Source organism: Flavobacterium ardleyense (assembly GCF_033547075.1).
GTDB classification, from domain to species: Bacteria; Bacteroidota; Bacteroidia; order Flavobacteriales; family Flavobacteriaceae; genus Flavobacterium; species Flavobacterium ardleyense_A.
The window spans coordinates 2840757-2861998 of record NZ_CP137891.1 but is presented as its reverse complement, the minus strand read 5'-3'; the positions used below and the strand labels follow the sequence as shown (position 1 = coordinate 2861998).

Here is a 21242-nt window from a genome sequence, read left to right as displayed (position 1 = left end):
CAAAAAAAGACGGCTGATTAAGGCCGTCTTTTTGATATATATTTAAGGGAAACTACGAAAGTTTAGCCAAAATAGTATTCAATGTTTCACTTGGACGCATTGCCTCATCAGTCTTCTTGAAGTTCGGGTGGTAGTAACCGCCAATTTCTTGAGGTTTTCCTTGTGCTCCAATTAGTTCAGAATTAATTTTTTCTTCGTTTGCTTTCAACTCTTCAGCGATTGGAGCAAATTTAGATTTCAATTCAGCATCTTTCGTTTGATTTGCAAGGGCTTCTGCCCAGTACATCGCTAGGTAAAAGTGCGATCCTCTATTGTCAATTTGTCCAACTTTACGAGCTGGAGATTTGTCATTGTCAAGGAATTTTTCTGTTGCAAGATCCAAAGCTTCAGAAATTACTAAAGCTTTTGAATTGTTAAGCGATTGACCAAGGTGCTCCAAAGAAACTCCCAAAGCCAAAAACTCTCCAAGAGAATCCCAACGCAAATATCCTTCTTCGATAAATTGCTCGATATGCTTAGGCGCAGATCCACCAGCACCAGTTTCAAACAATCCACCACCATTCATCAACGGAACGATCGATAGCATTTTTGCCGAAGTTCCTAATTCCAAAATTGGGAATAAATCAGTTAGGTAATCACGAAGAACGTTTCCAGTTACAGAGATGGTATCTTTTCCGTCTTTGATGCGCTCTAAAGAGAAATTTGTTGCATCAATCGGATTCATAATTCTTATGTCAAGACCGGCAGTATCGTGATCTTTCAAGTAAAGATTTACTTTTTCTATCAACAAACGATCGTGAGCTCTCTTTTCGTCCAACCAGAAAATCGCAGGAGTATCAGATAATCTTGCTCTATTCACCGCTAGTTTTACCCAGTCCTGAATTGGTGCGTCTTTCACTTGACACATTCTAAAAATGTCTTTATTAGCAACTTCTTGCTCCATCAAAACCTCTCCTTTAGAGTTTACAACTTTCACCACACCATCAGCTTCCATTTGGAAAGTCTTGTCGTGAGATCCGTATTCTTCAGCTTTTTGAGCCATCAAACCTACGTTTGGCACACTTCCCATTGTTGCAGGGTCAAAGGCACCGTGTTTTTTACAGAAGTCAATCGTAGCAACATAAACTCCAGCGTACGAACGGTCTGGAATAAGTGCAAGTGTATCTTGAGCTTTTCCATCTTTATTCCACATTTGTCCAGAAGTACGGATCATTGCAGGCATAGAAGCATCAACGATAACGTCAGAAGGAACGTGAAGATTTGTAATTCCTTTATCAGAATTTACCATTGCTAAAGCGGGACCATTTTCTTTTGTGTTTTCAAGGGCCGCTTTTACTTCAGCTTCCTTAGCGTGACCAGCGATTTTTGCATAAACGTCTCCTAAACCGTTTTTGGTGTCAACACCAAGCTCAGCAAAAAGGTCGGCGTATTTTTCAAATACATCAGCAAAGAAAACTTCTACAATTGCTCCAAAGATAATTGGATCAGAAACTTTCATCATCGTAGCTTTTAGGTGCACCGACAATAAAATTCCTTTTTCTTTTGCCACCAAAATTTCTTTGGCTACGAATTTTTTCAGTTCCGAAACACTCAAAACTGCTGTATCTATAATTTCTTCTTTTAATAAAGGAGCATTTTCTTTTAATGTTTTTGTCTGTCCATCAGTACCTACAAATTCGATTTTGAAAGTATCCGCTTCTTGCAGACAAACAGATTTTTCACTTCCGTAAAAGTCACCTTGCGTCATACTTGCCACTTCAGTTTTCGAGTCTGAACTCCAAGCACCCATTGAGTGTGGATGTTTTTTAGCAAAGTTTTTCACCGCTTTAGGCGCACGACGGTCAGAGTTTCCTTCGCGCAAAACTGGGTTTACCGCAGATCCTAAAACCTTAGAATAAGCCGCTTTAATTGCTTTCTCTTCAGCAGTTTTGGCATCAGCTGGAAATTCAGGAAGCGCGTAACCTTGTTTTTGCAATTCGGCAATCGCTTCTTTAAGTTGCGGTACAGACGCCGAGATATTCGGAAGTTTAATAATGTTAGCTTCAGGCGTTTTGGCCATATCGCCCAAAAACAAAAGATCATCTACAATTCGCTGCTCTGGCGTAAGGTATTCTCCAAGATTTGCGATAATTCTTCCTGCAAGTGAAATATTTTTGGTTTCAACAGTAATCCCTGCTGGAGCATTAAATGCTTTTACAATAGGCAAAAAAGAATGAGTTGCAAGCATTGGCGCCTCGTCTGTCATTGTGTAGTAAATGGTCGCTTTGTCTGACATTATAGTGGTATTTATGTTAATTAAAATATTTTTTTAGTCACGCAAAGATAGCAAAAACAGCCCGATAAAGTGGAGTAGAAGGCAGGCAATAATCCACTTTAGCAAAATTTTTGGATATGCTCAAAATATAGCAAACATTGTCCTTTAAAAATTCAGTATCAGCATTTTTAGTAGGGCAGAATTCCCAATTTCACATTCAGAATTATTGTCATATTGATAATTTTTAGGCTTTCGCCAAAAGACTTCAAGATAATTCAGCCAAGATCGTTGGTAAGGCAGATAGTAGTTTATCAGATGTGGGCAAAGAATGGGATTTGTCCTTGGTTGAAGTACTCCGTTGGGAAATGTGGTTGAAGCAGGTTTTTGAGGTGGGAAAAGGATTATATTAGCGGGGTGGAAAATAAAGTGATTTGTTAATTAATATAAATTGCGTTCTACTTAAATATTTAACCTACTCACTAAAGAAGGACAATAATATTGAAGTTAGTAAATATGGACAACGAATCAAAAAATGATAATAAGGAAGGTCTATTTTCAGATTTAATAGTAGAACGTAATATTCCATTCGATGCAACATTTGATTTTGAAGCATCCAGTGAAAAATTATTCGCTATGATTCAAGATTTGAGTAAAATTATAGAAAATGATTGGAAATTGATAAGCCTTCCTAAAACAAGGAAATCAACTTCTGTCACTGCAATCAAGCATTTAAAAGAAGCGTATACTAGGGGAAATTTAAATTTCGTAGTAGGCGCTGGCATCTCTTCTGGCTTTGGAATACCTACGTGGGAAAACTTGCTTCAACGCCTATTAATGACAACTATCGAAACTGAAACAGATAAAGCTGTTACTTTATCAAAATTCTTTTCGAAAATATTTAATCCTAGTCCCTTGATTGCTGGTAGATATTTGGAGGAATCTTTCAAAGATGAAAACAATAAAAATAAATTTGAAAGTCAAGTAAGAGAAGCACTCTATGAAACATTTAATGATAATTTCACGTCATTAATTATTGAGGAGATAGTTAAATTCTGTGTTGCGCCAAGAAATAGTCCTAATTTAGATGGAATTATAACCTATAACTACGATGATATCATCGAAGCTAAACTAAAAGATACTAATCTTGATATCCCTTTTGAGTCTGTGTTCGGCCAAGCAGTAAGTCAGGAAAATAATATTTTAAAAATTTACCACGTTCACGGTTTTCTTCCTAGGAAAGGTAAGATTGGAATTGACAACAAGATTACTTTAGGGGAATTTGTCTATCATGAACAATACAGTAATACTTACAGTTGGAATAATATCGTCCAAATAAACAAATTTAGAGATAAAACTTGTTTATTTATTGGAACATCTCTTACTGATCCCAATATTAGACGTTTACTTGATATCGCAAGATCTCAAAGAAAATCAGGCAAATTTCATTATATTTTTAAGAAAAGGACAGACAAAGCGTGGCTTAAATCTTCGATAAATAAATTGATTTCAGAAAATCAAGATAGTAAAGAAGATAAAATAATGGATTTATTGCAAGTAGAGGACACGATTAATTTTTTGACGGAGCTTAAAAATAGATTTGAAGAAAAAGATTCAGAATCATTGGGAGTTAAGACAGTTTGGATTGACTATTATGATCAAGATATTTCTGAAATATTAAAGAAGATAAGATTGTAAATGCTACAGAAAGTTGAATAATTAAAAATATATTATGTTAGAATTAGAAGTCATAATATTCATCTCTTTTTCTGTCATTCTACTACTCATTCTTGTATTCGTCTACGATAGACATATTCAATATGCAGATTTGAAAAAGAAGTTGGAAGATCCTGATTTTAAATCTTCAATTGGAAGTTTTCACGGCGGAACATTTTATGGTTGGATGCCATTGCCAATTGAAGACAATACCGAAAACGAAAAGATTCAAATTATGATAAATTCCCATAATAAATTTGTGAAACTCTTCTGGATTTTGCTAGCAATGATAATTCCTTTGGTGGTAAATACAAAGTACTTTGATCTATAAAAGTTACTAAAATACTCACCCAGCTTTGCGCACTTTGCGTTCTAAAACTCTATAATTTATAACATCGTCCCTATGGGACTTTCTTATCTTCCGGCGCATTATTACCCGCAGTTAAAACTGCGGGTTACAATAACATCGTCCCTACGGGACTTTTGGGAAATTCAATATTTTCTTTGCCCGCAATTAAATCTGCCGGTTGCCATAAATCTGTGGCGATGCTTCTCTCTTCATTAAATATTCCTCTTGAGCCAAAATCAAACTGCGGGTTACAATAACATCGTCCCTACGGGACTTTTTGGGAATCCAATATTTTCTTTGCCCGCAATTAAATCTACCTGCTGCCGTAAATCTGTGGCGATGCTTCTCTCTTCATTAAATATTCCTCTTAAGCCAAAATTAAACTGTAGGCGACAATAAAATCTTCCTTACGGGAGTATCTGGAAATTCAATATTATCTGTACTCACAGCTAATGCCGCGGATTAGAATAAAGCTTTCCCGATAAATCGGTTATTTGAGATATTTATGCAGACAGTCACGTAAAATTATTTAATAACACCAGCGAGGCGCTCAACCTAAAGGACAATGTTTGTACCTTTATTGCTCTCCCAATCTTTCAATCTTCCCATTAACAGCTTCTCAGTCCCATCGGGACGGCGTTATTGTAGCCCGCGGTTTCAACCGCGGGTTAAGATATTCGAACGTGAAGTCAAAGTCCCTTCGGGACGACTTTATAAAAAAAGCGCAAAGTTCTGCGTGTAATGCCATAGATAGCTATCTTATTTAATCGGCTATTAAATTAAAAAACAAACGTGTTTAACTTTATTAAAAAATAATTAAACAAAATGTTTTTACTAAACTTTTATAACCTACTTTTATCAAACAAAAAACCACAACCTAAAACCACTAAAATATCCTCAAAATGGAAAATATAGCAATCGCCGCACAATTAATCGTCGCTGTTTCAATTATTATCGTTTGGGTATTCCGATTTGATAATATCGTAAAAGAATTCAAACAATACGAACTAAGCGACCAAATGCGCACAATCGTTGGCGCAACCAAAATTATCTTGGCAACCTTGCTCGTTGTGGGAATTTGGCACAAAGAGCTTGTTTTAATTCCCGCTCTAATTATGGCTTTCTTGATGATTAGCGCACAGTATTTCCACTTTAAAGTTAACAATCCTTGGCAGAAGAGAATACCATCATTATTCCTACTAGCACTTTGTCTTTTCATCGCCGCCGTATCTCTTAATATGATTTAGTGATGACTTCACTTAACCTTCTGATTGTCTTTTCTAGCCTTTCTTTCCTCGGCTACGGAATCTCCTATTTTGCATCGCCAAAAATGAAAAGCGAATTTGTCCGATTCGGATTAGCAAAATTAGGAACGCTAACCGCCGTTTTGGAAATTGTTGGTGCTCTGGGTTTATTGCTAGGACTCAAATCCGACTTCTTTTTACTAATTTCTTCAGGAGGACTTTCATTACTAATGTTCTTTGGCGTAATCGTCCGACTAAAAGTCAAAGACGGCTTTATCGCATCGTTTCCCGCTATATTATTTATGTTGCTGAATTTCTATATTTTTTTGCAAGCGCTGAAAATATATACAGCGTAAATAAACCGCCTATTTCTGTCAAACTATTTCGCTTCAAATCCCATACAAAGATTATTCTTACAAATATCTTTGCGGTTAAAACTTTGTAGAGTTGATTATTCAAGCTTTAAAATCCACAATTTGCTAATAAATAAGGAGATTTATAAATGAATTGTTTTGTTCGCAAGTTCAATGCAATTAAAATCTCAAAAAAAATGTTATAATTTTAAATTTTATTTTAAGAAAATATTATATACTTGCAGCATTAATTAACCTACTTAATATTTATTAGAATTATGAAAAAATCCCTTATCGCAGTGGCATTGCTTTTCTTGATGATTGCTTGTCAGAATGATGACTCATCTGAAAACTCAGTAAATCAATCTCCAAATGTCGCACAAAGAGGCTGTGCTTCGCATGAAGTTTTGGATCGTCAGCTTAAAGCAGATCCGACACTAGCATTGAGAATGAATGCCATCGAAGAACAGACCGATGAATTTATCAAAAATGGTAAAATCGTAAATGGTGTTCTTGAAATTCCCGTAGTTTTCAACGTGTTGTATAGAACTACTGCCGAAAATATTTCGCAAGCACAATTGCAATCCCAAATTGATGTGCTTAACAAAGATTTTCAAGGAACAAATACCGATTACAATTCGAGCAATCCTTTCAACTCGGTTAGAGGTGCGCTAAATGTTCGTTTCGTTTTAGACAATGTAGTTAGAAAATCAACAACCAAAACTTCTTGGGGTACCAATGATGCGATGAAAAGTACTGCTTCGGGCGGTATCGCTGCAACTTCTCCTACAACCAAATTAAACTACTGGGTTTGTAATATCGGCGGTGGAATTTTGGGTTACGCGCAATTTCCTGGTGGATCTTCTACGACCGATGGTGTTGTAATCGATTCAAAATACACTGGAACAACTGGATCAGCTGTGGCACCTTTCAATAAAGGTAGAACTGCCACGCACGAAGTGGGTCACTGGATGAATCTTCGTCATATCTGGGGTGATGCAACTTGCGGAAGCGATCTTGTTGCCGATACGCCTACACATAATACTTCAAATTACGGTATTCCTGCAGTTGGCCACAGAAGTACTTGCTCTGGAACACCGTTGGAAATGTATATGAATTACATGGATTACACTGATGACGCTGGAATGTACATGTTTTCAAATGGACAAGCTACAAGAATGGCGGCAATATTTTCTACTACAGGTTCAAGAAAATCATTTAGATAGGCTATAAAATTTATAAATCACAAAACCGACTAAGCAATTAGTCGGTTTTTTTGTAGAATTATTTTAAAATTTTTCCTTTCGGAAAGAACAGAGCTCGATTCACGTTTTGTCAATCCCAAGGAAGATTGGTTTCTTATTAGACCAATAGAAAGAAGACGATTTGTCTTTTTTTGAAGTACTTCTGCTAGAAAGTTTAAATAGAATTCTTCACTTTATCTTGTGCTCCTATTATGCTTTATTCAATTTGTGGGCACGAGCAAGATACTTCCACTAGCGGAGAAGTCTTTCTAATAAAACAGCATTTTGAAAGCTTGTTTTTTAAGCTGCTGCAATCGTCCCGCTCGTGTCCCTCTATAGCATAAATGTCAAAAATTGAAACCTCAATAATATCCAAATTAAACCTATATTTATCCATTACTACGAAAATTCTATGCGATGAGATTTAAAGCCATTATTATACTTTTGATATTTTTAAATATAAGCTGCAGTTCCAATCAGAAATTTTTTAATTCAGGAGAAGCTATTATCAATAAAGATATCGAGGTAGTTAATTTGAAAATCGTAAAAGACTTGCCGCTATGCAAAGTGACTATCAAAGGAAAAGAGTACTGGTTTTTGGTAGATACGGGCGCGGCAATGGTAATTTCTAAAGAGATATTTGAAGATTTAGATTTAAAAACATTGCATTCAGCAACTGTCGGCGATTCACAAAAGAATAAGGAAACACAAGACTTTTGTCTTTTGCCGGAAATCAAGATTGGAGATTTGACTTTTAAAAATATTGCTGCTGTAGCAATGACCATAAATAATCAGGAGTTAAAGTGTTTTGGATTTGATGGAATAGTGGGTGCAAATTTATTAGCTAAATTAAATTGGCAATTTGATTACCAAAACAAAAAAATTAGCGCTTCAAAAAATGCAGCGCTTTTCAATATTGAGCAGTCTGACTTCACTTTAGATTTTACTAGCAAAGCTCAAAAAACTCCGCACGTTGCGGGACTTGTTAATGATAAAATTCAAGATTTTACCTTTGACACGGGATATGCAGGAAATATCAAAATCGCTAATGATCTTTCTTACCATCAAGAACTTACAAGTTCAGAGAAATTCTATATTAAATCTGGAGTAAATTCAATTGGGATTTATGGAAATAGTAGAAGTGATACAACGTTTGTAATGAAAAGTGCCCTAACTCTAAACTCAAGCATTTTTGAAGATGAACTTATGGATAGTGGAGCTTCGACTTTAATTGGGAACGAATTCCTTAAAAACTATGTCTTTGTAATCGATTGGAATACGAATAAAATTCACTTTAAAAAGAATTCAACCGTCGAGCCAGCAGAATTAGATGGTTTCGGATTTACCTATCTTTTTGTGGATGGCAAAGCGACAGTAATGTCCAAAGTCGTAGACAAGAATATTCCAATTGACTTAGGCGATCAGATTTTAGCTATTAATGACACCGACTTTACAAAAATTCAAAGCAGTGAATTCTGCAAATACTTTCTCGATAGAATTGAAAAAGACGAAACCGAAATAAGTGTTACCGTAAAACGTGCAGAGGAAATTCTTAAATTTAATCTCACTAAGCAAGAATTTATTAAATAACTCTACATAAAACTTCACACAGTTAATCTTCCACAAAAAATTTATGAAAAAAGGTCTACTAATATTTAGTGTTTTATTGATGATTGCTCTAATTGCGGTAATGTCTTTCGGCATTCAGATAGGAAATGTGCGCATCGGAAATCAAAATGATACTTTAGGAATTACCCAAAAATCAGAAATCAATCAAAGTGAATTCAGCAAGAAATATTTGGAGTCAGATAAGATAATATGTGTAAATTTATGGGCAACTTGGTGCGAACCTTGCCTGGTAGAAATTCCGATGCTAAACCAGATTAAATCAGATTTCAACGGGCAGAATATCGAATTTCTATCGCTCTCAGTAGATAAGGATTCTGTAAAGCTGAACAAATTTTTAAAAAATGATCGCTTCTACTTTAAAGATATCACAAATGAGAATTTGGAATTTCGCACCGCAATTATTAATTATCTTCAAAATAAGCCAGCCGATAACTCCTTAAATTCTTTGTCAATACCGATGACATATCTAATTAAAAATAAGAAAGTTATCAAAGTTTTTGATGGAAGTTTAGAAAATAAAGAAGAGTTGGTGAATGCTATAAATTCTGTGCTTTAAAAATTTTTTTCAAACTTATTTTGAAATAGTACAATTTATAGTCGCGAAAATAGTGACAGGATTTTGCCTTTGCAGTTTTTTTAAAAGCAGATATAATTGTGCAAAAAGATGGTCACTTAATGACTCTCAACAAAGCTGAAGAATTGACGAGAATATTGCGGAAAGAGTTGTTATTGTAAAGTAATTTTCAGGTTGAAAAGTAGAGATTTTGATTTTTAAGCGCGAGCAAGATGCTTGCGCTAGCTAACAATACTTGGTTCACAGTGCAATTTCAATTACAAACTCTACCATTTCACTAATTCAGCTGTGTGAACTTCGTGGTAATAATTCAGCAAATTAATTTTTAAAGTAGAGCAAAAAAAAGCTTCGATTTTCATCGAAGCTTTTAATATTTGAGTACAAAGAGATATTAGAATCTTCTTTTGTCTTTAATTCTTGCTCTTTTTCCAGTAAGTTCTCTGAAGTAGAAAATACGTGCTCTACGAACAGCTCCAACTTTATGAAGTTCAATTTTTTGAAGTGCTGGCAAGTGTACTGGGAAGATACGCTCAACTCCAATAGAACCTGACATTTTTCTGATTGTAAAAGTTTCAGTAGCTCCTGAACCTCTTCTTTGAATTACAACACCTTTAAAAAACTGTGTTCTAGTTTTTTCACCCTCTCTAATTTCGTAGTAAACAGTGATTGTGTCTCCTGCTGCGAAAGCTGGGAAGTCTTTTTTCTCTACAAATTCGTCTTGAACGAATTTCATCAAATCTGCCATGATAATTGTTTAATTATGGTTTTAAATCAGAGCAACATTCGCGGTTTTCGCCAGAGGTTGGTCCAAGTGGGCGCAAAGGTAGAAAATATTTTTAATTAACAATCTCAAAAAGCTAAGTTTTTTATGATTGCTTTGATATTTTTTAATGCTTTTAAAAAATATGTATTTCACTGATTGTGAACAAAATGCGAGTGATCTTTAATGTGTTACATTTGAATCCTAAAAATAGTAGTTCTTAGAATTGTGTGAGGCATAGCAGCGGCATCCTTTTTTATGACCTGCGAAGCAAGGTCATTAAAAAGATACAGCGGATAGGCCGACCTTTTTCCTGCTCCTTAAAAGCAGGAAAAAGGGCACACCCAAAAAACACTAATCGTCGCCCAAAAGATCGGGCCTTCTATTCTTGGTATGTTCGTACGCCTTGTCTTCACGCCACTTGTCAATCTTCGCGAAGTGGCCGCTAGTAAGGATTTCGGGTACTTTCCAACCTTTGTAATCCGCGGGTCTCGTGTACACAGGCGGCGCCAAAAGATTGTCTTGAAAACTGTCTGTAAGTGCCGAAGTTTCGTCACTAAGCACTCCTGGAATCAATCGAATCAGCGCATCCGAAAGGACAATCGCACCCAATTCGCCACCACTCAAAACGTAATCGCCAATAGAAATTTCCTTGGTAATAAAGTGGTCACGCACGCGCTGATCAACTCCTTTATAATGTCCGCACAGAATAATTATATTCTTTAAAGACGACATTCTATTGGCCATTGGCTGGTTTAAAGTCTCACCATCCGGGGACATATAAATGATTTCGTCGTATTCGCGCTGGGATTTTAAGTGGGTGATGCAATCGTCAATCGGTTGCACGGTCATCACCATTCCAGCGCCACCGCCAAACTGATAATCGTCGACACTCTTTTGTTTATTGGTTGAATAATCGCGCAAATTGTGAAAATGAACTTCGACAAGACCTTTGTCTATGGCGCGTTTCATAATCGAAGCTTCGAAAGGACTTCTCAATAATTCTGGTAAAAGTGTGACAATATCAATGCGCATAACTAGATTTTTTAGCAGCGGCAAAGTTACAAAAAGAATTCTGCCCTATTGAATCTATTATTGGATCAGCTTTACAACTTTTCTTGTGGTAAATCGGCGTGTTTGCGCAGATAATTTAGTAAAAAGGAAGTACTTCGGGTGATTCCCAAACCAATTAGACATCCTAAAGTCACGGAGAAAAACCGCTCGAGAGCGCCCGTCCAGGTCACTAATTCATTTTCAAAAATAAGAACTATTATCATTGCCACGATCGCTGATCTTGCCACAGACAGCAGATTCAGCCAATGGCAAACCAAAATTGCTAAGATAATTCCAAATAAAATCACCCACACTCTCGGACCTTCGATAAAAAAGCATATTAAACCAATGCCTGAACCAATTAAGTTGGATTTAAATCGATCCAGTGCCAATTTAAGCGAATCTTTAGCCTCGGGCGAGATAACCAAAATTATCGAAAGCAATGTCCAATAAAGATGGTGTTCGGGAAAACTCATATACAGAGTGTAGCCAATAAGAAACCCAATGATACAGCGGGAAATATAGATTACCAGATCGGAGCCTAAACTAAATTTTAAAATATTTTCCTTGACTTTCTGATTATCCAGCTGCATATTTGTCTACGTGTAGCAATGATTTTTACTAAGATTATTATGGCAAATTTAAGCAATAATAGAGACAAATGCGATTCTGATTATTTGGCAGCTAATCCTGCTTTTTGTTCCAATCTGCGGCAACAATTTGCCAGAGCAGAGGGCGGGCAAGGAGCTTCCGTTGGTCGCTCTTGCACGCCGCTGCTCTAAAAAAGGCAAATTGCTACCACAGGATTTGCTCGGCAATCAGGGCTGGGGACTTTCGCAGAAAAAAAGTCGCAGAAATTAACTTCAAAAATTTTTACCAGAGGATAACAGGATTATGAATCTACAACAGTATAAATTGCTTCGAGGTCAGCCCCGATAGTTATCGGGGATCGAAGAGCCTAATACTTTTCATAACTTGCGGGCGCGGATTACAATTCCGCTCTATCGGATTTTCGAGTGGTCGATAACAATTATATAACTTATCGGGCTTATAAAGTAAAGTCTCTTAAAAAAGATATATTTGAAAGAAAAATAATCTTAAAAATCACATAATTCATTTGCATCGTGACAGTTAATAGTAATATTTTTGGCCCAAATTGGAATTTAAAAATTGGTCTCTTTTTTGAGATAGATAAACCATACAAAAATAAAAATATGAAAAAAGCAGTTCTTGGTATTAGCGCATTTTTGCTTCTTGCCACCGTTTCTTGTAAGGATAAATCAGAATCGATTAACGTTAATCCTGAAGATGATGTTCAGGAAATTAAACTTCCACCACGCGTTGAGCCTACAAAAGCTGTTTCGTACGAAATTGCGAAAACCAAAGAATGGTTAGCCGCTAACAAAGACGATTCTCAAAAAATGAACTTGGTTTTGGCCGCAAATAGAACGGATGCCAAAAACATTTCGGCAATGGATTCTATCATTGTTCCAACCGATTTCTCAGGTGATATCGCTTATTATCTGCCTTTCCCTTTTGAAGTGCCAGCTTTGCAGAAAGTTGACAAAATAATTTTGTTCTCGTATCCATCGCAGACATTTGCGACTTATGAGCACGGTGCGTTGATTCATACTGGACCAACAAATATGGGAAGTAAAAAGCATTTGACGCCAACTGGATTGTTTTTTAGCAACTGGAAAGCTGAAGAAACCATCAGTACTTTTGATGATGAGTGGGAATTGAAGTGGAACTTTAATATCGAAAATAAAGAGGGTGTGGGATGGCACGAATATTCGCTTCCAGGCTATCCAGCTTCGCATTCTTGCTTGAGGTTACAGGAGAAAGATGCAAAAGTTTTGTACGAATGGGCTGATCAATGGATTCTTGCAGATGAGCACACTGTGAAAGTGAAAGGAACTCCAACCGTTGTTTTTGGAGCTTACGATTTTGAAAACGGTAAACCGTGGATGAAATTAAATACCAATCCAAAATCATTGAATCTTTCAGCGAAAGATATTGAGAAAGTTGTTGCGCCATTTATGAACGAAATTATGAAAGAGCAGCAAATTAGAAGATCTCAGAAAGACGTAGCAGCGAAATAAATAGTTGCAATTTTTATTAAAATGTGAAAGCCCCTTTTGTGAGGGGCTTTTTCTTTTTTATGGGATTATACTCTTTCAATGCTTCTAAAAGTTATTAGTTACTCAGTCTTTTATTTTCTTCGTCTTGCTGAATCAAAACTCCAAGCTTAAAAGCTTCGTATCTAGTTTCAAACTCGTCACGTTTTGTTGTTCCTTTTTTACCGATCTTTTCATCAGTAAATTGATCAAGACTTTGTAAGTCATTATATTTTGCTTCTATAAAATTCATTTTTATTTCCTTGCCTCGGAAACTTTATATTGTGCCAATAGCAGCTTTATCTGTTGAAGGTTGATAATTTAGAGGGATGAAAACATTGTTTTCAGATTTTTCAATTATGATCTCAAGTAACCTATCAATGTCAGCAGCAGTATATTCCAAAGTTTTAATTGCTATGGTTGAGTTTGATTCAAAATCAAGCTTTAAGATTTTACTAATTCGGTCAAATCGAATTTCTTTAAGTTCAGTTAGATTTCTTCTCTGGATCCAACGATTATTTAGTGTCAATTCATTGTTTTTTATAAACAGAGTATATGGTTTTTCTCTCTTATATATAAACCAAACAATTATTTCAGCTACTGGAAATATCCAAAACAAAAAAGTTAGAAATAGAATATCTTTATAATTATTAGTGCCAAGTACCCAAAATGTCGTCCAAGCAACAGCATATACTAATCCAAATTTTCCAATTATTTTTCGCTGACTTCTCATTTTGAAATCAGATTCGAAATTCTTTTTCAGTGGAGTGCATTCTAATAAAACTGCGGTTAGTAAAATTAAAAATGTTAATCCAATATTGACCGTAATAGGAAAGTTAGGTTCAAAGACTTGACCATAACCTAAAATTGCAATTAATAAGATGAGTGTTATAAAATACTTCATTCGCTAATTTTGACTGTAGTTCTACTAAAAATTTCTTTCTTGGCTAGTAAATATAAAAAAAGTAGCCCAATTGGACTACTTTTAAAACAATAATATTTAGGGAATACTATTTAACTAACTAACAAACTGCCATCTATCGTTTCTTCTGAAGCTAGTTCTAAAATCGAATCTCCTTCATTTATATCGCCAAAAATTTCTACTTCGTTTTTCTCTGCTCTTCCTATCTGAACATCTCTTTTCTCGAGTTTATAGTCTTTAATTACAAAAATATAAGTTCCGTCGCTCGCCTGAACCACCGCCGATTTTGGAACTACGAAGTTTGCATTCTTCGCACTTAATTTCAAACTCACATCGGCAATCATTCCCGAAAGTAATTTTCCATCGGTATTAACCAAATCCAATTCGATTTTCTCTGATCGTAATTTCTGATCAAGAGCGCCCGATTTACGTGTGATCTGTGCTTTAAAAGTTTTGTTTTGCAATGATTTTACTTTAAAACTAATGCTGTCGCCTTCGCTTAAAAACCCACTGTATCTCTCTGGAACAAACAGCGACAAACGCAATTTATCTTGCTTTTCTAATCTAAATAACGGCAAGTCTGCTTTTCCGCTTCCTGGCCCAACAAACGCTCCAAGGTTGGTGTTTCGGCTGGAAATTACTCCATCAAATGGTGCACGAATTTGCAAGTAGGATTGCATAATTGCGATCTCTCTGTATTTGGCTTCCGCCGAAAGAAACTGAGCGTGATCGGATTCTTTTTTGGCAATAGCCTGCTCGATATCATTAGTCGAAATGGTTCCTTCCACTTTTGAAGTTTCAAACAATCTTTGATAATTGCTGTTACTTGCGGTGTAAATTGCCTTTTGCGAAAGCATTCTACTTTTTGCTCCGGCCAATTGAGAACTTACTTCCGGAGCTTCCAAAGTTGCTAAAAGCTGTCCTTTTCTCACTTTCGATCCGATATCCGCTTTGATATCTTTGACGTATCCGCTGACCTTTGCGTATAAATCCACTTCCTGATCACTTCTAACTTCCGCAGGAATATTCAAATTGCTTTGAAGCAATTTCTTTTCGAGAACAATTATTTTTTGAGCCACGGCTTTTTGCTCCGTTGCTGGCTTATCTTCGGTTTTTTCAGCACAGCCCGCAAGTACTAGAAGAAATGCGAAAGAGGAGACAAGATATTTTTTATTATTATTTTTCATTACTAGAATTTATTGATGGTATATAATGTATGCTTTCCAGATCTTCAGGATCCAAAGAGATTGATTGAGTTGTCGATTTTTTCATTGCCCAAGCGTAAATTAGAGGTAGAATCAGTAATACTGCAAATGTTGAAAATAGCAGTCCGCCAATTACCGCGCGACCCAGTGGTGCAATTTGATCGCCTCCTTCGCCGTGTCCAATTGCCAAAGGCATCATTCCCGCAATCATCGCAATCGTTGTCATAATAATTGGTCGGATTCTCAAAGAAGCCGCTTCACGAGCTGATTGCATCGCATTCCCATTGTGTTTACGAAGTTGCTCTGCATTTGTAATTAGCAGTACTGCATTCGCAATCGAAACTCCAACCGCCATAATGATTCCCATATAAGATTGCAAATTTAGAGTTGCTCCCGTAATCATCAGCATTAACAGTGAACCGAGAATTACTGCTGGAACTGTGGTTACAATTACCAACGCTGTTTTGAAATTCTGGAAGTTTGCAGTCAACATCAATAGGATTACAATAATTGCAATCAATAATCCAACTTGTAGACTTTCCATTGTGTCTTTCAAAACTGTAGTCAATCCTATTTGCTCAATGAATAATCCTTTTGGAAGTTCACCAAGATTCTCAATACTTTTCTGAACTGCTTTACTTGCCGTTCCTAAATCATTATCGTGAACATTCGCAGTTACCGATAAGTAAGGTCTAGCTCCAATATTATCATTCTGACCGTGAGTCGTGGTTGGCGTTACTGTCGCAACATCACTCAAAACTGGTCTCGATTGATTTTTAAGCAACGGAATTTGTAGTAAATCGCTTTCGCTTTTCATTTGATTCAGCGGAACTTGAACTTGTACATTATAGGAGAAACCTGCTTTTTCGTCAATCCAAATATTCTTGTCGGTGTATTGAGAAGAAGAAGTGGAGGCAATCAGAGATTTTGAGATGTCACTCATATCTACACCCAATTGTGCCGCGCGTACTCTGTCGATTGTAATGTCGAGTGCTGGATAATTTATTGGTTGCGCAATCTGAATATCACGTAGATAATCTACCTGATTCATATTTGCCATTAGTAAGTTCGCGTATTTTTCGTTTTGCTTTTTGTTTTTTCCAGCAATTCGAACCTCAATTGGAGTAGGCGAACCTTGACTTAAAACTTTATCGGTAAGATCAATTGGCTCAAAAGAGATTTTCACGTCTGGTAACACATCTGTTACTTTAGCTCTTATTTGCTCTTTAAAATTATCCATTTCAACGTCATAATCTTTTAAAGCAACTTGAAAAACTGCTTCGTGCGGTCCTGCTGTAAAAAGATAAATTGGCGATACCGAAAATATTCCTGGATGTTGTCCGACATAGATTGATGAAATTGCTATATGTTCTTTTCCAACCATTTTCTCAATCTCTTGAAGCAACGTTTTGGCTTTCTCTTCCGTTACTTCTAGTCGCGTTCCGTCGGGAGCACGCATTCTCATTTGAAATTGTGATGAATTTCCTCTCGGGAACACGTCTTGTCCAATTGTACCAATTAAGATGGCAACCAATGCAACCGAGGCTACTAAATATATAATACTTGCCATCCTTTTGTAAACCAGCAACTGATGAATCAGTTTCATATAGCCATTTCTGAATCTCTCAAAAAAGCTGATTTTACCGTCATTATTAAAATCTTCTCTTTGAACCAAAATTCGCTTTTGATTCATTGTATCTTCCTCAGATTCCACCGTTAATCCTGAATCTTCAAAGATTTCTTGATCAGTTGAAGTTTTTGCCGATTTGTGCTCTTTCATCAACCAGTTCGCCATTATCGGTACAAATGTTTGCGAAAGTAAAAACGAAATGGTCATTGCAAATCCTATCGACAGTGCCAATGGTAGAAAAAGTGCTCCTGGAATTCCAACCATCGTAAAGGCTGGAGCAAAAACCGCTAGAATACAAAGAAGAATTAGCAGTTTTGGTAGTGCAATTTCCTTACAAGCATCCCAAATGGCGAGCGCCTTGGGTTTGCCCATATCGAGATGCTGATGTATATTTTCTATAGTCACCGTACTTTCATCGACCAGAATTCCAATCGCTAGAGCAAGTCCACTTAAGGACATTAGGTTAATGGTTTGTCCAAATAATTTCAAGAATAATACCGCTGAAATAATCGCAATTGGAATCGTAAGAATTACAATGAAAGCGGCACGTTTGTCGCCAAGGAATAGCAAAACCATTAATCCTGTTAATGTCGCTCCAATTACGCCTTCTAAAACCAGACTTTTCACCGAATTTATCACGTGAACCGATTGATCAAACTCATAAGACAATTCGACGTCATCTGGAAGTGTACTTTGAATTTTTGGTAAGTGTTTTTTCAAATTCTGAACAACGTCCCAAGTCGAAGCATCTCCAGCTTTGGCAATACTAATATAAACTGAACGTTTCCCATTTACTAGTGCGTAACCGGCGGTGATATCGGCACCATCTTTAACTGTGGCAACATCACCGATATAAAGATTTTCGACTCCATTTTTAAATAATGGTATTTTCTCAAAATCCTTTATATCCTTAATAGTATTATTGGTCGGAATAATGAAATTAGTATTACCAGTTCTCAAATTCCCAGAGGGAGCGGTAATATTATTAGATGTTATTGCCGCAACTATTTGCTCTACGGTAAGTTGGTGTGACCGAAGCAAATCAGGATTTACGTTAATTTCTACCGTTCTTGGGCTTCCGCCAAATGGAGGAGGAGACAATAGTCCCGGCACGGCAGTAAAGGTAGCTCGCACTTGCATATTTGCAATATCTTGAAGCTGATCATTAGATTTGGTTTTACTGCTCAAGACCAATTGTCCGACGGGCAAAGAAGAAGCATCAAATCGAATAATAAATGGAGGTTGAGAGCCGGGAGGGAAACGCGACTGAATTCGGTTGGATAGCGCCGAAATTTCGGCGGCAGCCTGAGCCATATTAGTGTCTTCATAATAGGTTACCTTCATCAAAGTAAGACCTTGAATATTCTTGGTCTCCATACTTTTTACCCCGTTGGCAAAAGCCATCACATTGACATAATTTTTGGCAAAGTACGACTCCATCTGATCGGGAGTATATCCGGCAAAAGAGTGGGCGAGGTAAATTACGGGCAGATTCATTTCGGGTAAAATGTCAATCTTTACGCTGCGTACGGCGCCAATTCCGAAGAAGAGAAGTCCTGCAACAAGCACCATGATCGAAATTGGTTTCCGAAGTGCAAATCGAATCATATTCATAGTATTGTTATATTAAAATTCGTTCATAAATAGATTCATATCTCCAGTTGCAGCGGCCTTCATCAGCAAAGCCTGCCACACATTTGTATAGATAATATCGCGATCAGTTTCGGCACGGTTTAGTGCGTACAATGCTTGGGTAACTTCGGTGAGTGTGGTGAGTCCGTTTTTGTAAAGGGTGCTTTTTTGAAGGTAAGCTTGAGCCGCCGCTTCCACTTGTCGCGGTGCTTCGGCATAATTTTGCAAAGCAAATTGCATCGTGGCGTCGGCAGTTTTTGCCTGAGTTACCAATTCTAATTTTACCTGTTTCAACTCCTCGGCAACTCCTTGGGCAATCATTTTTTGTGCGGAAGCTTTTTTATCATTTCGAAAAAAGTCAGATAGATTCCATTTCAATCCAATTCCCAGCAAATAATTTTCACGACTCGGATTAATTCCGTCGAGGTAATTTTGAGTGAAAGACGTCTGATTATTTCCGTAATTATCACCAAACCCTGAGGCGCGACCTTGGTAAATTCCGAAAAGAGATAAAGTTGGAAATCTTTCAGTTTTAAATAATCTGGTTTCGGCTTCCGCCAAATTTACTCGGCTTTGCATAAAAGCTTCCTGCGGATGAGGTGCATTTGACAAAGTTTCGGATGTAAGAGGAAATTTTGGAATTGTACTTACAAACGCCGTATCAACAATAATTTCATTTGATTCCATTCCCATTAAAGCCTGCAGCTGATTTTGCTGTTTATTTTTATTCTCTTTTATTTGATTGAGCATAATTCGAGCCCGAGACACTTCGGCGAAAGCCACAGTAGAATCTACGCCAGCAAGAAGTCCGTTTTTTACTCTTACCGAAGCTAATCGGTGAAAAATTTCGGCACGTTCGAGGTTTTTCAATTGTGAAATCTCCACCCGCTCGGCAGCCAAAAGATTAAGGTAAGCGGCGGCAATTTTAATGCTTTGTTGAAATTTCTCTTGTTCAAAATCAAAAGTGGCTTTTTGAGATTGGGCTTTCGCCAAATTAATTCGTTGTCTAGCGCGGCCAAAGGCGTAAACATCCCAATTGACATTTGCTAAATAAAGCGCACCGAAAGCTGCATTCCAATTCTGCGAATCTAATACTGGTCCGGAAGAAGTTGCCGCCTGACCGCCAAAACCAAAAAGAGGTCCATTTTGACCGTTAATCGTCCCGTAATCATTTTGAGCTGCAATGGTAAAATCTGGAATAGCCATTAATCTTGACTGTCCAACACTCAGAGTCGAACTTTCGGCGAAAGCCTTTTTTGCTTTTATAATTCCATAATTTTCAGTGCCAATTTCAACAGCCTTTTTCAGCGAAAGCACTTGTCCGGAACTTAAGATTGGAAAGGCAAGAAGTGATAGATAAAGTAATTTTTTTGATCTAAATCTCATTATAATCGTTGTTTGTAGCGCAAATCTAACTTGGCAAAGGCAATAATTTGGGTTTTAAATGACCAACGGAAGTAGTAAATGACCAATTGAATTGGTCATTTAGATTGGAGGAAATCTCAACTAAAATCGTTACTTTGAAGTCTTAAATTTAAAAATGAATCGTCAATTCAAATTTGCCTTGGAAAATAGGTGGGGTCAGGAAATCTTGATTATCCTGTTTTCGTTTGTGCTTTTTACGCTCAACGATTGGGTTTTTATCCAAAGTTGGAAGGGCTTTAGCAATGGACTATTATACTTCTTTGTATTGTACGCCCACGCGATGATTAATCGCTTTTATCTACTGCCAATTCTACTCAAAAAACATAAGCCAGCACTTTATATCGCACTTACTGTAGCTTTAATTTTGGTGTTTACATTGTTTCTTTTCGAGGCAAGTACCGGATATATTTACAAAAATTGCTTTTTATATAAATCAGCGCACCAAAAGACTTATCAATTTCAATTTGCCACCCTCGCAGGAACTTTGCTCTGCATCTTGGGGACCATTCAGATTATAGAGCATTATAGAGAATTGAAAAATAAGTCTAGAAAGGACTTGCTATCTAATGAGGTGGAGCTAAAAGCGCTCAAAAATCAGTTTAATCCGCACTTTTTGTTCAATACGATGAATACCTTGTATGGAATTTCGCTGCAACATCCAGAAAGAACTTCGGATATGATAATGAAAGTTTCGCAATTAATGCGATACCAAGTGGTGCAGGGCGAACGTGAATATGTTTCACTAGAAGATGAGGTTGACTTTATATCAAGTTACGTCGAACTTGAGCGAGAGCGCGTTGGTTATAGATGTGATATTGGCTTTACATTTACGTCTGACAAAGAAAATAGTTACGAAATTGCCCCGATGTTATTGATTGCCTTTATCGAAAATGCCTTCAAACACGGCACGGCAACTGTTGAAAAGTGTTTTGTGAAAATTAATATTTCGGTGGAAAGTAACAAACTACGGTTGGTAGTAGAAAATTCGGTTCCCAATAAAAAGAAGGAAATAAGTTCTAATAATATTGGTTTGCAAAATACCAAAGATCGGTTGGATATTTTGTATCCCAAGCGGCATTCTCTAGAAATTAATAATACGGTCAATTTATATTTGGTAATTTTAACTTTTGATTTATAA

Annotated in this window: 18 protein-coding genes; 9 read left to right on the top strand and 9 right to left on the bottom strand. The window is 36.7% G+C overall.

Translation table 11 applies throughout. The features are described 5' to 3' along the window. Positions 1-52: 52 nt before the first annotated feature. Positions 53-2275: an NADP-dependent isocitrate dehydrogenase gene (locus SBO79_RS12445; protein ID WP_318640721.1), complete on the bottom strand. Its 2223-nt coding sequence runs from the start codon at positions 2273-2275 to the stop codon at positions 53-55. 492 nt (positions 2276-2767) lie between these two features. On the opposite strand from SBO79_RS12445, the gene SBO79_RS12440 reads away from it, so the two are divergent. The 7 genes from SBO79_RS12440 to SBO79_RS12410 all read left to right on the top strand — a co-directional run bounded on the left by SBO79_RS12440 (position 2768) and on the right by SBO79_RS12410 (position 9342). Beyond that, complete coding sequence (locus tag SBO79_RS12440) at positions 2768-3949, top strand: SIR2 family protein (RefSeq protein ID WP_318640720.1); 1182 nt, start codon at positions 2768-2770, stop codon at positions 3947-3949. 34 nt (positions 3950-3983) lie between these two features. Further along, positions 3984-4298 carry a hypothetical protein gene (locus SBO79_RS12435; RefSeq protein WP_318640719.1) on the top strand — a complete coding sequence of 105 codons (315 nt, stop codon included), beginning with the start codon at positions 3984-3986 and terminating at the stop codon, positions 4296-4298. A gap of 920 nt (positions 4299-5218) precedes the next feature. Continuing rightward, positions 5219-5563: a DoxX family protein gene (locus SBO79_RS12430; RefSeq protein ID WP_318640718.1), complete on the top strand. Its 345-nt coding sequence runs from the start codon at positions 5219-5221 to the stop codon at positions 5561-5563. Between the two features lie 2 nt (positions 5564-5565). Then, positions 5566-5916, top strand: coding sequence for a DoxX family protein (locus SBO79_RS12425; protein ID WP_318640717.1), 351 nt, complete (start codon positions 5566-5568; stop codon positions 5914-5916). Between the two features lie 275 nt (positions 5917-6191). Then, complete coding sequence (locus SBO79_RS12420; RefSeq protein WP_318640716.1) at positions 6192-7139, top strand: zinc metalloprotease; 948 nt, start codon at positions 6192-6194, stop codon at positions 7137-7139. Between the two features lie 435 nt (positions 7140-7574). Continuing rightward, on the top strand, positions 7575-8747 hold the full coding sequence (locus SBO79_RS12415; protein WP_318640715.1) for an aspartyl protease family protein: 1173 nt from the start codon (positions 7575-7577) through the stop codon (positions 8745-8747). A 43-nt stretch (positions 8748-8790) separates the two neighbouring features. After that, on the top strand, positions 8791-9342 hold the full coding sequence (locus SBO79_RS12410) for a TlpA family protein disulfide reductase (protein ID WP_318640714.1): 552 nt from the start codon (positions 8791-8793) through the stop codon (positions 9340-9342). Positions 9343-9751: 409 nt separating this feature from the next. Here the strand turns inward: SBO79_RS12410 and rplS are convergent, their stop codons facing one another. From rplS to SBO79_RS12395, 3 genes are all read right to left on the bottom strand, one after another. Then, positions 9752-10105 (bottom strand): 50S ribosomal protein L19, encoded by a 354-nt coding sequence (rplS, locus tag SBO79_RS12405; protein ID WP_318640713.1) that lies wholly within the window; start codon positions 10103-10105, stop codon positions 9752-9754. Between the two features lie 369 nt (positions 10106-10474). Beyond that, complete coding sequence (trmD, locus tag SBO79_RS12400; RefSeq protein WP_318640712.1) at positions 10475-11155, bottom strand: tRNA (guanosine(37)-N1)-methyltransferase TrmD; 681 nt, start codon at positions 11153-11155, stop codon at positions 10475-10477. 71 nt (positions 11156-11226) lie between these two features. Continuing rightward, a complete protein-coding gene (locus SBO79_RS12395; protein ID WP_318640711.1) occupies positions 11227-11649 on the bottom strand; it encodes an FUSC family protein in 423 nt (140 codons plus the stop codon). Positions 11650-12387: 738 nt separating this feature from the next. Here SBO79_RS12395 and SBO79_RS12390 point away from each other — a divergent pair. Continuing rightward, complete coding sequence (locus tag SBO79_RS12390; RefSeq protein ID WP_318640710.1) at positions 12388-13275, top strand: L,D-transpeptidase; 888 nt, start codon at positions 12388-12390, stop codon at positions 13273-13275. Between the two features lie 94 nt (positions 13276-13369). On the opposite strand, the gene SBO79_RS12385 is transcribed toward SBO79_RS12390, so the two are convergent. The 5 genes from SBO79_RS12385 to SBO79_RS12365 form a co-directional block, all read right to left on the bottom strand. Beyond that, positions 13370-13543 carry a hypothetical protein gene (locus tag SBO79_RS12385; RefSeq protein ID WP_318640709.1) on the bottom strand — a complete coding sequence of 58 codons (174 nt, stop codon included), beginning with the start codon at positions 13541-13543 and terminating at the stop codon, positions 13370-13372. 24 nt (positions 13544-13567) lie between these two features. Further along, positions 13568-14194, bottom strand: a complete 627-nt coding sequence (locus tag SBO79_RS12380) for a hypothetical protein (RefSeq protein WP_318640708.1) — start codon at positions 14192-14194, stop codon at positions 13568-13570. A 110-nt stretch (positions 14195-14304) separates the two neighbouring features. Then, positions 14305-15399 carry an efflux RND transporter periplasmic adaptor subunit gene (locus SBO79_RS12375; RefSeq protein WP_318640707.1) on the bottom strand — a complete coding sequence of 365 codons (1095 nt, stop codon included), beginning with the start codon at positions 15397-15399 and terminating at the stop codon, positions 14305-14307. Further along, positions 15389-18661 (bottom strand): efflux RND transporter permease subunit, encoded by a 3273-nt coding sequence (locus tag SBO79_RS12370; RefSeq protein ID WP_318640706.1) that lies wholly within the window; start codon positions 18659-18661, stop codon positions 15389-15391. Before SBO79_RS12370 ends, SBO79_RS12375 begins: the two co-directional genes overlap by 11 nt. Positions 18662-18673: 12 nt before the next feature. Continuing rightward, complete coding sequence (locus SBO79_RS12365) at positions 18674-20065, bottom strand: TolC family protein (RefSeq protein ID WP_318640705.1); 1392 nt, start codon at positions 20063-20065, stop codon at positions 18674-18676. Between the two features lie 154 nt (positions 20066-20219). Between SBO79_RS12365 and SBO79_RS12360 the strand changes: the two genes are divergently transcribed. Continuing rightward, a complete protein-coding gene (locus SBO79_RS12360; protein WP_318640704.1) occupies positions 20220-21242 on the top strand; it encodes a sensor histidine kinase in 1023 nt (340 codons plus the stop codon).

What these genes read in the sequence shown, in the direction of transcription:
- rplS (WP_318640713.1), bottom strand. Translation starts at nt 10,105, where the DNA reads ATGGCAGATTTGATGAAATTCGTTCAAGACGAATTTGTAGAGAAAAAA.
- SBO79_RS12435 (WP_318640719.1), top strand. Translation starts at nt 3,984, where the DNA reads ATGTTAGAATTAGAAGTCATAATATTCATCTCTTTTTCTGTCATTCTA.
- SBO79_RS12425 (WP_318640717.1), top strand. Translation starts at nt 5,566, where the DNA reads ATGACTTCACTTAACCTTCTGATTGTCTTTTCTAGCCTTTCTTTCCTC.
- SBO79_RS12440 (WP_318640720.1), top strand. Translation starts at nt 2,768, where the DNA reads ATGGACAACGAATCAAAAAATGATAATAAGGAAGGTCTATTTTCAGAT.
- SBO79_RS12415 (WP_318640715.1), top strand. Translation starts at nt 7,575, where the DNA reads ATGAGATTTAAAGCCATTATTATACTTTTGATATTTTTAAATATAAGC.
- SBO79_RS12445 (WP_318640721.1), bottom strand. Translation starts at nt 2,275, where the DNA reads ATGTCAGACAAAGCGACCATTTACTACACAATGACAGACGAGGCGCCA.
- SBO79_RS12395 (WP_318640711.1), bottom strand. Translation starts at nt 11,649, where the DNA reads ATGAGTTTTCCCGAACACCATCTTTATTGGACATTGCTTTCGATAATT.
- SBO79_RS12365 (WP_318640705.1), bottom strand. Translation starts at nt 20,065, where the DNA reads ATGAGATTTAGATCAAAAAAATTACTTTATCTATCACTTCTTGCCTTT.
- SBO79_RS12430 (WP_318640718.1), top strand. Translation starts at nt 5,219, where the DNA reads ATGGAAAATATAGCAATCGCCGCACAATTAATCGTCGCTGTTTCAATT.
- SBO79_RS12385 (WP_318640709.1), bottom strand. Translation starts at nt 13,543, where the DNA reads ATGAATTTTATAGAAGCAAAATATAATGACTTACAAAGTCTTGATCAA.
- SBO79_RS12410 (WP_318640714.1), top strand. Translation starts at nt 8,791, where the DNA reads ATGAAAAAAGGTCTACTAATATTTAGTGTTTTATTGATGATTGCTCTA.
- SBO79_RS12375 (WP_318640707.1), bottom strand. Translation starts at nt 15,399, where the DNA reads ATGAAAAATAATAATAAAAAATATCTTGTCTCCTCTTTCGCATTTCTT.
- trmD (WP_318640712.1), bottom strand. Translation starts at nt 11,155, where the DNA reads ATGCGCATTGATATTGTCACACTTTTACCAGAATTATTGAGAAGTCCT.
- SBO79_RS12370 (WP_318640706.1), bottom strand. Translation starts at nt 18,661, where the DNA reads ATGAATATGATTCGATTTGCACTTCGGAAACCAATTTCGATCATGGTG.
- SBO79_RS12360 (WP_318640704.1), top strand. Translation starts at nt 20,220, where the DNA reads ATGAATCGTCAATTCAAATTTGCCTTGGAAAATAGGTGGGGTCAGGAA.
- SBO79_RS12390 (WP_318640710.1), top strand. Translation starts at nt 12,388, where the DNA reads ATGAAAAAAGCAGTTCTTGGTATTAGCGCATTTTTGCTTCTTGCCACC.
- SBO79_RS12380 (WP_318640708.1), bottom strand. Translation starts at nt 14,194, where the DNA reads ATGAAGTATTTTATAACACTCATCTTATTAATTGCAATTTTAGGTTAT.
- SBO79_RS12420 (WP_318640716.1), top strand. Translation starts at nt 6,192, where the DNA reads ATGAAAAAATCCCTTATCGCAGTGGCATTGCTTTTCTTGATGATTGCT.